Raw genomic sequence first — 12,884 nt, 5'->3', positions numbered from 1 at the left:
AGCCCGCACGGCGCAAGATCGGGGAACATCGAACATCGCAAGCGGTTGATTCAGGCGACAGCCACAGGAGCCGCCATGACCGACACCCCCATCGACCCCGCCGCAACGCCGCAAGACGACGACTTGCCCGAGATCGCCGCCGACGACGCGGGCGCCTCCGCCTTGGCCGAAAAGGCTCAGAAGAAGGCTGACGACACCGAGGAGGACGCGGTATGAGCAAGCCCCACACCGACCGCATCGTCCCAGCCTCAGGCCAGCAGATGGACCGTTCGAACGATCCTGAAACGACGGCGGAGATGGACGCCGCCGCGCCGGAGGCCGCAATGGCCAGCCGTCGTCAGCGTCTGACGGGCTCGGCGGTCGGGGTTGGGAGCGTCGGCTTCGATGAGGACGGCGCCTTCGACGTCGGCGCCGACGATCACGACCCTCAGGACGACGCCGTCACCAATACGCCGAAACCTTGAGCCTTAGCGGGCGCGTTCGACGCCCGGCCGCAGCCGGAAGGTCAGCAGCAGCCCGCCGACCAGCACAATGATGGCACCGGCCAAGGCGGTGAAGGCGACGGCGGGCTTGTCCGCCTGTTCGGCGACGAAGGCGCCCAGCAGGCCCCAGGCGGTCGGTAACGGATAGGCCATCGTCCGAAGAACCGCCGTCACCGCCAGGGCGACGACCACGACCGCCACGATGGCGACAATGGCCCACAGTGCGGGCGACAGGGCGGCGGGCAGGGCGTCGAACGCCGTCACGGTCGTGATCAGGTTCAGCGGCGCGGCGACCGTCAGCCAGCCCGCGAGGGCGGCCAGAGGCCAGACCAGCAGGATACGCTCGCGGTCCATCAGCCGCAGTGCGCGGATATGGCCCGACACCGCCAACAGCGGCAGCAGCAGGGCGATCAGCGAGGCGAAGATCACGGCCACGCTGGCGGCCTTCAGGTTCATGGCCGCCACGATGATCCAGAAGCCGATGCCGAAGAAGGCGACGGCGGACGGCAGGCCCATCCGGTTAAGGAGCGGGCTCTCGCCGGTCTGCGGCAGGGCCTGACGGATCGCATAGGCCAGGATGCCGACATAGATCAGACCCCAGATCGAGAAGGCGTAGCCGGCGACCCGCAGAGTGGTGTTGCCGTCGGCGGCGAACTCGGCCTGCGTCAGGCCCAGGCCGGCCAGGTTCTGCACCAGGGGCACGACGATGGCGAAGAGGGCGGCGGCCAGGACGACCAGACGACGGGTGCGCTGGCGCGGTGTGGGGCGGATGATGGAGGACATTCGGTTTCCAGTGCGACGCTTGTCGGCCCTTTACGCGCCGGACCGCCAGAAGGTTCATCCATCACGCTAGAAAAGTGAAGCTTGCATTGGCGAGCGCGGGCCTCATCCTGTGGGACATGATCATCAGGGCTCGCCTTCTCTGCCTTTGCCTCGCCGCCTTTGCCGCCCTTGCTGTGGCGGGCGAGGGGCGGGCGCAAACCGTCTCGACCCTGACGACGCCGGTCCAGACGGCATGGACCCGGGTGCGTTCCGCCCTGACGCCCGAGCAACAGGCCAATGAGGTTCGTGGTTTCATGGCGGCCCTGGCCTCAGCCAATGGTCGGCCGACCCTCCCGCCGCTGGATGCGCGCGACATCGCCTCGGGTCGCGCGGTCTCGCTGGACGATCCCGCCCTGCTGCAGCGCCCACAGGCGCACGAGATCACCGTGACCGTCGGCGGTCAGTTCCTGATCTTCCGCCCCCTGTCGCGCGCCAGCCTGGAGCCGTTTTTCGGTCGATAGGAACAATCGCCGGGACCGAACGGTTGTCAGGGTCAGCCGTCAACACAGGAAGACCCCATGGCCGATCCCGACACCAACAACCACACGCCATCTCTCGAAGAAGAGGTCGAAGCTAACCGGGCCATCGAACAGGGCCTCGGCGTAGGCGCCCGCGAACTGGCCGCCCAGCGCGAGGCTGGTGAAAAGGCGTTCGACGACGCAGACGAAGACGACCAGGCTGCCGACCTTTCCGACGGTCGGTCTCAGATTAAGGACATCTAGACGGGCTTAGGGCTCGACCTTGAAATTGACCGAGAAGCGGACCATTCGGCCGGCCAAAGTCAGGCCGGCCGCCGAGGCTTCATCGGACAGTTCCAGTCTGGCCCGCGGCAACGAACGCTCGACGGCCTTCCACAAGTCGTACCCTGCCGGCTGCTCGCTTTCGGTTTGGCATTCGGTCAACTGACCCGAGGCTGTCAGGACGCAAGAGAGCGCGACATAGCCCTCAAGCGGCATTCTGCCACCGACAGGATTTGGAAAAACCGGTCTTGGCATGGTTTGCCACCGTACCGTATCGGGCAATCCGTCCTGGCCATTGCCGTCGATTTCATCAGCCCGAGCTTCACGGGGATCCACCATCGGCCGTCCGCAGGCGGTCAAAGTCTGCTCTATAGCCGTGCTGGAAGGATCGAGATCCATGACATAGCGCGTCCGCGGGCCGTTGTTTGTGGCAGGTACAATGACCTGAAGCTTGCCGCCCTTGGCCAAATCGCGGGCGACAACGGCGGGAATGCGGCTAAAGGCGGTGTTACGTTGTGTGCCTACAGTCCAGACTGAGGTGTAGGGTTCTTCCTGATCGCCTGCCTGGATTCCCAGTTCACGCGAGGTCGAGCTTTTTGTTGTCTCGGGCAGTCCCGTGATCAGCACATCGTAGACGCCATCGACGCAACGCGCGGCAATGGCAAGACCCGAGGTGAAGTCGATCGTGGCCATTACGGCCTTTCGCTCAGGAACGGCCGTCAACGTCCAGTCCTCGCCTTGTGAGGGGCTTTCTTGAGCCAGTACTGGTGTCGCTGTGGCGAGCGCCAAGAAAGCGGCGGTGAGTCGAAGAGAACTGCGCATGGGCACAATCCGCCCTAACTTCAGATTGCCGTCAAGCCGCCGCGTAGATGCTCCGGAACAGCGTCGCGCCGTCGGCGGAGCCCAGTTCGGCCTCGAAGGCGCGGTCGGGGTGGGGCATCATGCCAAGGACGTTGCCGCGCGCATTCTGGATGCCCGCGATGTCGTTGACCGAGCCGTTCGGGTTGTCGACGTAGCGGAAGACGACCTGGCCCTCGCCCTCGATCCGAGCCAGGGTCTCGGCGTCGGCGAAGAAGTTTCCGTCGCCGTTGCCCTGGGTCATCGTGACTTCGGCCTGGCCTTCATAGCCAGCGGTGAAGCGGGTCTGGCCGTTGGCGACGGTCAGGGCGATGGGCTTGCAGACGTATTTCAGGCCTTTGTTGCGCAGCAGGGCGCCGGGCAGCATTCCGGCCTCGCACAGGATCTGGAAGCCGTTGCAGATGCCGACCACGGCGACGCCCTCGTCCGCCGCCTTCTTGACGGCCTGCATCACCGGCGATTGGGCCGCCATGGCGCCGCAGCGCAGATAGTCACCATAGGAAAAGCCGCCGGGAATGACGATCAGGTCCAGGCCCGAAGGCAGTTCGGTGTCTGCATGCCACACCATGGAGACGGACTCGCCGGTGGAGCGTTCGACGGCGACCTTGCAGTCGCGATCACAGTTGGAACCGGGGAAGACGATGACGGCTGCGCTCATGGCGCGGCCCTTTAGCAGGGTTCTTGTGGCTTGTCAGGCCGTCACGCGCGCCCGACCCGTCAGCCAGGCGACCAGGAAGATGGCGAACCCGCCCAGCGACAGGGCGACGCCGACCCAAGCGGTCGAGGTCCAGCCGTAACCGGCGGCGATGGCCATGCCGCCCAGCAGCGGGCCGATGGCGTTGGCGGTGTTGAAGGCCGAATGGTTCAGCGCCGCCGCCAGGGTCTGGGCGTCGCCGGCGACATCCATCAGCCGCGTCTGCAACACCGAGCCCAGGCCGCCGCCGCCGCCGATCAGGAAGACGACCCCCATCACGGCCCACAGGTTCGACGCCGCCATGGGATACAGCGCCAGGGCCGCCGCGCTCCACAGCAACAGGCCGCCCGCCGCCTTGAACCCCACATGGTCGGCCGCCCAGGCGCCCAGAATATTGCCCAGGAACATGCCGACCCCGAAGACGGCGAACACCCAGGGCAGGACCTCGGCCCCCACGCCCGTCACGGCCTGCAGCGTCGAGGCCAGATAGGCATAGACCGCGAACATGCCGCCGAAGCCAATGGCGCCGACACCTAGCGTCAGCCAGACCTGCCCGCGCTTCAAGGCGCCCAGCTCCCGCCAGGGGCTGGCGTCGGGGTGAGCCGGATCGCGCGGGGCGAACAGGGCGACCAGGGCCATGGTGATCACGGCCAGCACGCCCACGATGGCGAAGGTCCAGCGCCACCCATAGGCATGGCTGATGATGTTGACGACGGGCACGCCCAGCACCGTCCCGACCGTCAGTCCCATCAGGATGGTCGAGACCGCCCGTGTGCGGAAATGCAGCGGCACGATGGAGGCCGCGACCAGGGCCGCCACTCCGAAATAGGCGCCGTGCGGCAGGCCGCTGAGGAAACGGAACACCAGCATCCAGCCATAGGTGGGCGCCAGCGCGCTGAGCACATTGCCGACGGCGAACAGGGCCATGAAGCCGATCAGCAGATGCCAGCGCGGCAGCCGCGCGCCCAGCACCGCCAGGATCGGCGCCCCGACCACGACGCCGGCGGCATAGGCGCTGATGACATGACCGGCGGTCGGCGCATCGACGCCCAGGCCGGCGGCGAAGTCGGGCAGGATGCTCATGGCCGCGAACTCGGTCACGCCGATGGCGAAGCCGCCCATGGCCAGGGCGATCAGCACGAGGGCGACCGCCCCGCGCGAGCGGACGGGAAGGGCGGTGTCGAGGGCGGCGTCTGTCATGTTGCGCTGCAAACTAATCAGCGTTCATGACACGACAAGGGCGACGCCGCCCGACAGCGATCACGCTTTGTTTTCGTAGGTCGCGGTTATCGAGGCCTTGGCCAGGGTGTGGAAGTGCAGGTTGAAGCCGAACACGGCGCCGGAGTTGTCGGCCGTGACGTCCAGGCTTTCCACGTCCACGGCGAAGACGGTGAAGATGTAGCGGTGCGGACCATGGCCGGGAGGCGGGGCGGCGCCGCCGAATCCGGCCTGGCCGAAGTCGGTGCGGCCTTGGATGGCGCTGTGCGGCAGATGCCCGCCGGACGATCCGGCTCCAGCCTCCAGCTCCGTCACGTCGGCGGGGATATTGGCCACGGTCCAGTGCCAGAAGCCCGAGCCGGTCGGCGCGTCGGGATCATAGCAGGTGATTGCATAGCTCTTGGTGCCCTCCGGCGCGCCGGACCAGGCGAGATGAGGCGACTGGTTGCCCTTGGCGTGAACCTGGGCGTCCGGCAGCACGCCGCCGTCCTGAATGTCGTTGGAGGTGAGGGTGAAGGTCACTGGCGCTCCGTCAATCAAGCCGTCTGCTAAACTGGCGTCGCTGTCGAAGGATGCAACCGTCTCCTCCCCCATGAAATGGGGAGGAGACGACAGATTTTAAGCCGCCTCGATGCGGTAGCTTTCGATCACCGTATTGGCGAGCAGTTGCTCGCACATCTTCTTGGCCTCGGCCTGGGGATCTTCGGCGCCGGCGAGGTCGAACTCGATCAGCTTGCCGACGCGGGCGTTCGAGACGCCCGACCAGCCCAGACCCTGCAGGGCGCCTTCGACGGCCTTGCCCTGAACGTCCAGGACGCCGGGCTTGAGGAAGACGTGAACCTTGACCTTAGCCATTAATGCAGCCCCCCTTGGATCACCGTCGGCATGCCCTTCATGATGCCCAGGCGACGCGCGACTTCGGTATAGCTTTCGATGACATTGCCCAGGTCGCGGCGGAAGCGGTCCTTGTCCAGCTTCTCGCCGGTGGTGGTGTCCCACAGGCGGCAGCTGTCGGGGCTGATCTCGTCGGCCAGCAGCACGCGGCTGAAGTCGTTTTCCCAGACGCGGCCGAACTCGATCTTGAAGTCGACCAGGGTGATGCCGACCGCGCTGAACATGCCCGACAGATAGTCGTTCACCCGCACCGTCATGGCCAGCATGTCGTCCAGCTCCTGGGTCGAGGCCCAGTTGAAGGCGGTGATATGCTCCTCGGTGACCATCGGGTCGTTGAGCTCATCCTTCTTGTAGTAGAATTCGATGATCGAGCGGGGCAGGGGCGTGCCTTCCTCGATGCCCAGGCGCTGGCTCATCGAGCCGGCGACGATGTTGCGGCAGACGACTTCCAGAGGAATGATCTCGACTTCGCGGATCAACTGCTCGCGCAGGTTTAAACGCTTGATGAAGTGGTTGGTCACGCCGATGCCGTTCAGGCGCGACATGATGAACTCGCTGATCTGGTTGTTGACCACACCCTTGCCTTCGAGGACGGCCTTCTTCTGCGCGTTGAACGCAGTGGCGTCGTCCTTGAAATACTGGATCAGGGTGCCAGGCTCGGGTCCTTCGTACAGGATCTTGGCCTTGCCTTCGTAGATCTTCTTGCGCTTGCTGTTCATGGTCCGGTCCCGGCTTACGGGCGCCCTCCAGAAACAAAAATCGCGCGGCCATTTTTGGATGGGGAAGACCCGGTCCTGGCGGCGCGTTTCGGAATCGTTCGGGCAGTCAATCTCGTTCGGCGTCTCCTTAGCCGAAGGCGGGCCTCGATACAAATGAGGATGGCGACGCGCGCAATGGTTGGGGACAGGATGCCCTGCAAGACTGAAGTCAGGTTGCGTTCATGGATGGGCGGTCTATAGACGGCCCTTGCCCCGACGTTAGCGGGGTGGACGGAGCTTTGCTGAGCGAAATGACGACCTTCGACGATCGGGAAAAGGCCTTCGAGGCTAAATACGCCCTCGATCAGGAGCAGGAATTCAAGGCCATCGCCCGGCGCAACCGGATGCTGGGTCTTTGGGCTGCCGAAAAGATGGGCCTGTCGAGCGAGAGCGCGGATCAGTACGCCGCCGCCGTCGTGCGCGCCGATTTCGAGCAGCCGGGCGACGAGGACGTGTTCCGCAAGGTCGCCGGCGACTTCAAGGCCTCGGGCCTGTCGGTGTCGGAAGGTGAGATTCGCTCCAAGATCGACGAACTGGCCTCGATCGCCCGCGAAGGCATTCGCGCCGGCGAGTAGGTCTTAGGCCTTCGGGCTGATCCGAGAATTCGAAAGGGCCGCACCCGGGGGAAAGTGCGGCCCTTTCTTTTCGCCGGGGACGTTGGGGGATGTCTCACCCGGCGTAGTGTGCGTCTCGCGCCCTTGAAGAACACGAGCGCCGAGATTTGGTTTCAGGCGTTTCCGCCCGAAACCAAATTATTTTTTACGGCATCAGAACCGTGTCCACGACGTGAACCACGCCGTTGGATTGACCCACGTCGGCCTGGGTGATCGTGGACGTGCCGCCTTTGGCGTCGGTGATGACCCAGGTGTTGTTCGGGCCGGCCGAAACCTTCAGTTCTTCGCCCTGAACCGTCTTCAGGGTAGCCGTTCCGCCATTGGCCTGGGCCTGGGCGGCGATGTCGGCGGCCGTCAGGCGACCGGCGACCACGTGATAGGTCAGAATCTTGGTCAGGTCGGCCTTCATCGCCGGCTGCATCAGGCTGGTGCGCGTCGCCTCGGGGATCTTCTCGAAGGCGGCGTTGTCAGGCGCGAAGACGGTGAAGGGGCCGGGGCCCTGCAGGGTCTCGACCAGACCGGCGGCGGTCACGGCCGACACCAGGGTGCTGAGGTTCGACGCCTTGGACGCATTGGCGACGATGGTCTCGTTGGGGCTCATGGCGGCGCCGCCGACCATCGGATCGGTCGCGGGAGCCATGGCGGCGCCCTCGGCCGGAGCCATGGCGGTCGATTCCGCCGGGGTCGTGGCGGCCGGTTCGTTGTTGCCGCAGGCGCCAAGCGCCATCAGCGCGCCGCCCGATACGGCGACGAGCATGAGATTGCGAAGATTGGTCATTGTGTTTCGTTCCCTTTGGGCCGCTCTCAAGGCGGTAACGGGAACGTTACGCGCGAAACCGCACAATGGATGCATGGCCCGCGTCAAGACATCGCAGCTTCACCATTCAGTCTTCGAACACCACCGTCTTTGTGCCGTGCAGCAAAACGCGGTCCTCCAGATGACGACGCACGGCGCGCGCCAGGACGCGGCGTTCGATATCTCTCCCTTTGCGGATCAAATCTTCGGGCGTGTCGCGGTGGCTGATCCGCTCCACGTCCTGTTCGATGATGGGGCCTTCGTCCAGGTCGGGGGTGACGTAGTGGGCGGTGGCGCCGATCACCTTCACCCCGCGGGCGTGGGCCTGGTGATAGGGGCGGGCGCCCTTGAAGCCGGGCAGGAAGGAGTGGTGGATGTTGATGCAACGCCCCTCCAGCCTGCGACTGAGGTCGTCGGACAGGATCTGCATGTAGCGCGCCAGCACGACCAGTTCGGTCCCCGTCTCCTCGATCAGCCGCAGCAGTTCGGCCTCCTGCGCCGCCTTGTCGGCGGCGCTGACCGGCAGGTGGTGGAAGGGCAGGTCGCCCAGATCGACATGGCCGATCTGCTCGCGGGGATGGTTCGACACGACCGCCGTTACCTGCATCGGCAGTTCGTCGATGCGCCACCGGTAAAGCAGGTCCGCCAGACAGTGATCGAACTTGGAGGTCAGGATCATCACCCGGCGCGGCGCGGAACCGCGCAGGGTCGAGTCCATGGCGAACCGCTTGGCTAACGGTGCGAAGGCTGCCCGGATCGCCGCCTCCGGGTCGCCTTCCGCCGGTTCGAACACCACCCTCATGAAGAAGGTGGCGCTGGAGGCGTCCCCGAACTGTTGCGCGTCGGAGATGTTGGCGTTCCGCTCCAGCAGGAAGGCGGAAACGGCCGCGACGATGCCGTGGCGGTCTGGGCAGGATAGGGTCAGGATCATCAGGCGACAGGCTTATCCGGGGAGAAACTGCCCCAGTATGGCCCAGCTGTCCGCCTTTGCCGACAAGGATATTGCATGGGCGGGGCTGGACGACGGCAGATCGACTAGGGCGACGCCCTCCAGATCGCGTAAGATTCGCCGCCCCAGCTTGGCCGCCAACCCGCCGTTGAAGGCCACGGCCCGCAGGTTCGGCAGGCTTTCGACCAGACCCCGCAGATCGGCCGCCTCGGGCGAGCGGATCGCCGCGTCCAGACTGCCAGACCGTTCCGCCGAGGCGATCACGTCCCACAGACCCACACCGCGCGCCTTCAGCCGTTCGAGGCGCTGCTCATAGGGCATGGCGGCCAGGTCTTCGCTCAGCGCGCCGCCGATCAGGGGCCAGAAGCCATTGCGGGGATGGGCGTAATACTGGGCCGCCTTCAGCGACGCGTCGCCGGGCAGGCTGCCGAGGATCAGCAGGCGGGTCTCCCCATCAACGACGGGGGCGAAGCCCTGTCTGCGGTCGCCGGTCGAGCGGTCGGTCACTTGACCGGCGGATCGTCGCGCAGCCAGCCGGTGATCGAGCGACGCTTGCCGCCGGCATAGGCGGCGACCGGGGCGACGGAGTGCATTCGTGGCGTCTTGAACACGGTCCAGACGTTGAAGCCCGGCTTGAAGCCGCGCTCGATGTCCCCGTTCGCGTCGTGGAACATCAGTTGACCGCCCCAGTCAGGCCGCCAGTCGCGCGACAGGCCCAGCGTATAGGCCGCGCGCCGTTCGCCCACGCCGGTGTCGTCATGCTGGGTCAGGAAGTCGCCGGGCCGGAACCAGGTCGCCTGGGCGTCGATCTTGGTTACGCTAGTCTCGCCTGTCACCGCCTTGGCGAAGGTGGTGAAGGGAATGTCGTTAAAGAACTGCAGCAGGGCATGGGTGGCGTGGCCCTCGTCCTCGCCGGTCAACAAGGTCGTGATGATCGGATAGGCCAGGTAGAGGAAGGAGAAGCCGTCACGCCCCTCGGCCAAGGCCTTCTGCATCTTGGCGCCGATGGCGTCCCGCCCCAGGGTCTGCATCTCCTGGGGCGACAGCAGCTTGCCGCCTTCGGGGGTCTTCAGCGACAGGCGCCAGGCCGTGTCATGTTCCAACGCGAGCTCCAGCCATTCGGCGCTGGCCTCTTCCAGCAGATCTGGCACCTGCACCATGCCGTCGCGCGCATAGGCCGCCGCATAGTCGCGGGGATCGAGCCGGGGATTGAGCTGGATCGTCCTGTTCAACGGGCGTTAACCGTGATCGTGACGATCATCGTCCTGCCGATAGAAGCGGCGGATGGAGCGGATTGTGTTTGGGCAATACAGCGAAGGGTTTCCAGATCGCGAACGCTCATCTGGCTATCGTCATTCAAATCGCAGCCGCTCAGTTGTCTACCCGGACTTACTACGCATCGCATGTCCGTCTTGATGGAGCGTGAGCCCTTGTGACGCCTCAGGCACACCTCTGCCCGGGCGTTGTCGGACAGTAAGGTGGTCGGCGCATACACTGACCAGCCAATATAGCTGATCTCAGGCGTGTTGGCCTGAATGAATAGAGCGAGCAGCGCGGCGATCATGCTTCATTGAACACCCGCTTGAACACCACGTCCACGTTCTTGGTGTGGTAGTCGAGGTCGAACAGGGCTTCCAGTTGTTCGGCGGGCAGGGTGACGCGGTCGTCCTCCTTAAGGAAGTCGATGAAGACCCCTTCGCCGCGCCAGACCTTCATGGCGTTCTCCTGAACCGCGGCATAGGCGTCCTCGCGCGAGATGCCGGCCTGGGTCAGGGCCAACATGACCCGTTGCGAGTGAACCAGACCGCCCAAGCGGTCGATGTTCTTCTGCATGTTCTCAGGATAGACGTTCAGCCGCTCGACCACATTGGCCAGACGTTGCAGGGCGAAGTCCAGGTGGATGGTGGCGTCGGGGCCGATGCCGCGCTCGACCGACGAGTGGCTGATGTCCCGCTCATGCCACAGCGCAACATTTTCCATTGCGGGGGTCACGGCCGAGCGGACCAGACGGGCCAGGCCGGTCAGGTTCTCGGTCAGGATAGGGTTGCGCTTGTGCGGCATGGCCGAAGAGCCCTTCTGGCCCTTGTCGAAGAATTCCTCAGCCTCCAGCACCTCGGTGCGCTGCAGGTGGCGGATCTCGACGGCCAGACGCTCGACGGAGCTGGCGACGACGCCCAGGGCGGCGAAGAAGGCGGCGTGGCGGTCGCGCGGGATGACCTGGGTCGAGACCGGCTCGACCTGCAGCCCCATCTTGTCGGCGACGTATTGTTCGACGGCCGGATCGACGTTGGCGAAGGTGCCGACGGCGCCGGAGATGGCGCAGGTGGCGATCTCTTCCTTGGCCGTGATCAGGCGGCGTTTGGCGCGCTGGAACTCGGCGTGATAGCTGGCCAGCTTCAGGCCGAAGGTCACGGGCTCGGCATGGATGCCGTGGCTACGGCCGACGGTGGGGGTGTATTTATGCTCCTTGGCGCGGGTCTCCAGCGCGGCCAGGACGCGGTCGACGCCGTCGATCAGCAGGTCCGACGACCGGGCCAGCTGGACCGCGAAACAGGTGTCCAGCACGTCCGACGAGGTCATGCCCTGGTGCAGGAAACGGGCTTCCTCGCCCACGATTTCCGACACATGGGTCAGGAAGGCGATGACGTCGTGCTTGGTGGTGCGTTCGATCTCGTCGATGCGGTCGGCGTCGAAGGTCGCGTCCTTGCCCTTGGCCCAGATGGCGTCCGCCGCGTCCTGGGGGATGACGCCCAGCTCGGCCATCTTGGTGGCGGCGTGGGCCTCGATCTCGAACCAGATCTTGTATTTGGTCTCTTGCGACCAGATGGCGGCGGCGACGGGGCGGGAATAGCGCGTGATCATAGGCGGGTCGTGTCGGTCGCAAGGGGCCTCGAGTCAAGGTTGGTCGCTTGACTTAGCGCCTGGCTGTCCCAGATATCCGTTCAGAGGACGACCTCTCCCTTCATTGGGCATGACCGCCGGGACGACCCGGCTCGCCATGCAAGGGAGACCGTCATGGCCTGGGTATTCCTTCTTTTCGCCGGCCTGCTCGAAGTCGTCTGGGCCTTTCTGATGAAGGCGTCGGCCGGTTTCACCAAGCCGTGGCCGACCGTCGGCATGCTGGTCTTCATGATCGGATCGTTCGGCCTGCTGTCTATGGCGATGAAAACCCTGCCGCTGGGCACGGCCTACGCCATCTGGACCGGCATCGGGGCGGTGGGCGCCTTCGTCGTCGGTGCGGTCTTCCTGGGCGAGCCGCTGACGCCGCTCAGGATCGCAGGCGTGGTCCTGGTGGCCTCGGGACTGGTTGTGCTGAAGCTGGCGTCCAGCCATTGATGGTCGCCACGTTTCCAAGGTGAGGACGACATGGAACTGGTGATCGGCGACAAGGCCTATTCGACATGGTCGCTGCGACCCTGGCTGGTGCTGAAACACTGCGGCGCGTCGTTCGACGAGATCGTCGTGCCGCTGAACCAGCCGGACACCGATCGTCGGATTCGCGAGCATTCGCCCACCGGCCAAGTCCCGGTGTTGAAGGTCGACGGCGAGGTGATCTGGGACTCGATGGCCATCGCCGTCTGGGCGGCGGAACGCTACCCCGAGGCGCGGCTCTGGCCCGCCGACGCCCATGCGCGCTGGCTGGCGCGGTCTGCGACCTGCGAGATGCACGGTGGGTTCAACGCCTTGCGAACCGCCTGTTCGACGGGGCCGGACCACTGGATGGTCGGCCCCAGCCGTGTTCCTGCGCCGCACCATCCGGGATTGGACAAGGATCTGCGCCGCATCGTCGAACTGTGGCGGGGCATGCGCGACCGGTTTGGGGACGGCGGGCCCTATCTGTTCGGAGAATGGTCCGTGCCGGACGCCTTCTTCACGCCGGTCGCCGCCCGCATTCGCCATTTCCAGCTGGACCTGGCGGCCCACGGCGATGACGGGACGGCCCAGGCCTATGCTGACACCCTGCTGGCCCATCCGGACTTTCGCCAATGGGAGGCCGACGCCCTGGCTTCGGCGGGGGCTTTAACGGGCGACAACCATCCCGGCTGACGCTGCGTTAAG

The 12,884-nt window shown here is 65.5% G+C and carries 20 protein-coding genes; 7 read left to right on the top strand and 13 right to left on the bottom strand.

Annotation, left to right across the window (positions count from 1 at the left end):
• Nucleotides 1–75: 75 nt before the first annotated feature.
• Both ACP7BH_RS10835 and ACP7BH_RS10830 read left to right on the top strand, forming a co-directional pair.
• Nucleotides 76–216, top strand: coding sequence for a hypothetical protein (locus tag ACP7BH_RS10835; RefSeq protein ID WP_425985069.1), 141 nt, complete (start codon nucleotides 76–78; stop codon nucleotides 214–216).
• Nucleotides 213–464, top strand: coding sequence for a Tat pathway signal protein (locus tag ACP7BH_RS10830; RefSeq protein ID WP_425985067.1), 252 nt, complete (start codon nucleotides 213–215; stop codon nucleotides 462–464). The genes ACP7BH_RS10835 and ACP7BH_RS10830 overlap by 4 nt, the downstream gene beginning before the upstream one ends.
• A 3-nt stretch (nucleotides 465–467) precedes the next feature.
• Here ACP7BH_RS10830 and ACP7BH_RS10825 read toward each other — a convergent pair whose 3' ends face one another.
• Complete coding sequence (locus tag ACP7BH_RS10825) at nucleotides 468–1,265, bottom strand: hypothetical protein (RefSeq protein WP_425985064.1); 798 nt, start codon at nucleotides 1,263–1,265, stop codon at nucleotides 468–470.
• Nucleotides 1,266–1,351: 86 nt separating this feature from the next.
• Here ACP7BH_RS10825 and ACP7BH_RS10820 point away from each other — a divergent pair, with 86 nt between their 5' ends.
• Nucleotides 1,352–1,765 carry a hypothetical protein gene (locus ACP7BH_RS10820; protein ID WP_425985063.1) on the top strand — a complete coding sequence of 138 codons (414 nt, stop codon included), beginning with the start codon at nucleotides 1,352–1,354 and terminating at the stop codon, nucleotides 1,763–1,765.
• Between the two features lie 57 nt (nucleotides 1,766–1,822).
• A complete protein-coding gene (locus tag ACP7BH_RS10815) occupies nucleotides 1,823–2,026 on the top strand; it encodes a hypothetical protein (protein ID WP_425985061.1) in 204 nt (67 codons plus the stop codon).
• A 6-nt stretch (nucleotides 2,027–2,032) separates the two neighbouring features.
• Here the strand turns inward: ACP7BH_RS10815 and ACP7BH_RS10810 are convergent, their stop codons facing one another.
• The 6 genes from ACP7BH_RS10810 to purC all read right to left on the bottom strand — a co-directional run bounded on the left by ACP7BH_RS10810 (nucleotide 2,033) and on the right by purC (nucleotide 6,427).
• Nucleotides 2,033–2,737 carry a hypothetical protein gene (locus ACP7BH_RS10810; protein ID WP_426043343.1) on the bottom strand — a complete coding sequence of 235 codons (705 nt, stop codon included), beginning with the start codon at nucleotides 2,735–2,737 and terminating at the stop codon, nucleotides 2,033–2,035.
• Nucleotides 2,738–2,897: 160 nt separating this feature from the next.
• Nucleotides 2,898–3,560 carry a phosphoribosylformylglycinamidine synthase subunit PurQ gene (purQ, locus tag ACP7BH_RS10805; protein WP_425985058.1) on the bottom strand — a complete coding sequence of 221 codons (663 nt, stop codon included), beginning with the start codon at nucleotides 3,558–3,560 and terminating at the stop codon, nucleotides 2,898–2,900.
• Nucleotides 3,561–3,593: 33 nt separating this feature from the next.
• Nucleotides 3,594–4,796, bottom strand: a complete 1,203-nt coding sequence (locus ACP7BH_RS10800) for an MFS transporter (RefSeq protein WP_425985056.1) — start codon at nucleotides 4,794–4,796, stop codon at nucleotides 3,594–3,596.
• A gap of 60 nt (nucleotides 4,797–4,856) precedes the next feature.
• Nucleotides 4,857–5,336 carry a YbhB/YbcL family Raf kinase inhibitor-like protein gene (locus ACP7BH_RS10795; protein WP_425985053.1) on the bottom strand — a complete coding sequence of 160 codons (480 nt, stop codon included), beginning with the start codon at nucleotides 5,334–5,336 and terminating at the stop codon, nucleotides 4,857–4,859.
• Between the two features lie 96 nt (nucleotides 5,337–5,432).
• A complete protein-coding gene (gene purS / locus ACP7BH_RS10790) occupies nucleotides 5,433–5,669 on the bottom strand; it encodes a phosphoribosylformylglycinamidine synthase subunit PurS (RefSeq protein ID WP_159849538.1) in 237 nt (78 codons plus the stop codon).
• The gene (gene purC, locus ACP7BH_RS10785) at nucleotides 5,669–6,427 is read right to left on the bottom strand and encodes a phosphoribosylaminoimidazolesuccinocarboxamide synthase (protein ID WP_135194926.1); all 759 of its coding nucleotides are present in this window, start codon (nucleotides 6,425–6,427) and stop codon (nucleotides 5,669–5,671) included. The genes purS and purC overlap by 1 nt, the downstream gene beginning before the upstream one ends.
• A 290-nt stretch (nucleotides 6,428–6,717) precedes the next feature.
• Here purC and ACP7BH_RS10780 point away from each other — a divergent pair, with 290 nt between their 5' ends.
• Nucleotides 6,718–7,041, top strand: a complete 324-nt coding sequence (locus ACP7BH_RS10780; protein ID WP_209308033.1) for a DUF1476 domain-containing protein — start codon at nucleotides 6,718–6,720, stop codon at nucleotides 7,039–7,041.
• Between the two features lie 184 nt (nucleotides 7,042–7,225).
• Here ACP7BH_RS10780 and ACP7BH_RS10775 read toward each other — a convergent pair whose 3' ends face one another.
• The 6 genes from ACP7BH_RS10775 to purB form a co-directional block, all read right to left on the bottom strand.
• Nucleotides 7,226–7,858, bottom strand: coding sequence for a fasciclin domain-containing protein (locus ACP7BH_RS10775; RefSeq protein WP_135194928.1), 633 nt, complete (start codon nucleotides 7,856–7,858; stop codon nucleotides 7,226–7,228).
• A gap of 106 nt (nucleotides 7,859–7,964) precedes the next feature.
• Nucleotides 7,965–8,807: a formyltetrahydrofolate deformylase gene (gene purU / locus ACP7BH_RS10770; protein ID WP_425985051.1), complete on the bottom strand. Its 843-nt coding sequence runs from the start codon at nucleotides 8,805–8,807 to the stop codon at nucleotides 7,965–7,967.
• 12 nt (nucleotides 8,808–8,819) lie between these two features.
• On the bottom strand, nucleotides 8,820–9,332 hold the full coding sequence (locus ACP7BH_RS10765) for a DNA-deoxyinosine glycosylase (protein WP_425985049.1): 513 nt from the start codon (nucleotides 9,330–9,332) through the stop codon (nucleotides 8,820–8,822).
• Nucleotides 9,329–10,057, bottom strand: coding sequence for a 2OG-Fe(II) oxygenase (locus tag ACP7BH_RS10760; protein ID WP_425985047.1), 729 nt, complete (start codon nucleotides 10,055–10,057; stop codon nucleotides 9,329–9,331). Before ACP7BH_RS10760 ends, ACP7BH_RS10765 begins: the two co-directional genes overlap by 4 nt.
• Complete coding sequence (locus ACP7BH_RS10755) at nucleotides 10,054–10,389, bottom strand: hypothetical protein (RefSeq protein WP_425985045.1); 336 nt, start codon at nucleotides 10,387–10,389, stop codon at nucleotides 10,054–10,056. Before ACP7BH_RS10755 ends, ACP7BH_RS10760 begins: the two co-directional genes overlap by 4 nt.
• Complete coding sequence (purB, locus tag ACP7BH_RS10750) at nucleotides 10,386–11,687, bottom strand: adenylosuccinate lyase (RefSeq protein WP_425985043.1); 1,302 nt, start codon at nucleotides 11,685–11,687, stop codon at nucleotides 10,386–10,388. The genes ACP7BH_RS10755 and purB overlap by 4 nt, the downstream gene beginning before the upstream one ends.
• A 153-nt stretch (nucleotides 11,688–11,840) precedes the next feature.
• Here purB and ACP7BH_RS10745 point away from each other — a divergent pair, with 153 nt between their 5' ends.
• On the top strand, nucleotides 11,841–12,161 hold the full coding sequence (locus ACP7BH_RS10745; protein ID WP_425985041.1) for a DMT family transporter: 321 nt from the start codon (nucleotides 11,841–11,843) through the stop codon (nucleotides 12,159–12,161).
• Between the two features lie 30 nt (nucleotides 12,162–12,191).
• Entirely contained in the window at nucleotides 12,192–12,872 is a 681-nt protein-coding gene (locus ACP7BH_RS10740) for a glutathione S-transferase family protein (RefSeq protein ID WP_425985038.1), read from the top strand.
• Nucleotides 12,873–12,884 lie beyond the last annotated feature (12 nt).

Source organism: Brevundimonas sp. TWP2-1 (genome assembly GCF_049897645.1).
Taxonomy (GTDB): domain Bacteria; phylum Pseudomonadota; class Alphaproteobacteria; order Caulobacterales; family Caulobacteraceae; genus Brevundimonas.
Note: the sequence above shows the minus strand (reverse complement) of the source record. Positions and strands in the feature narration are given on the sequence as shown.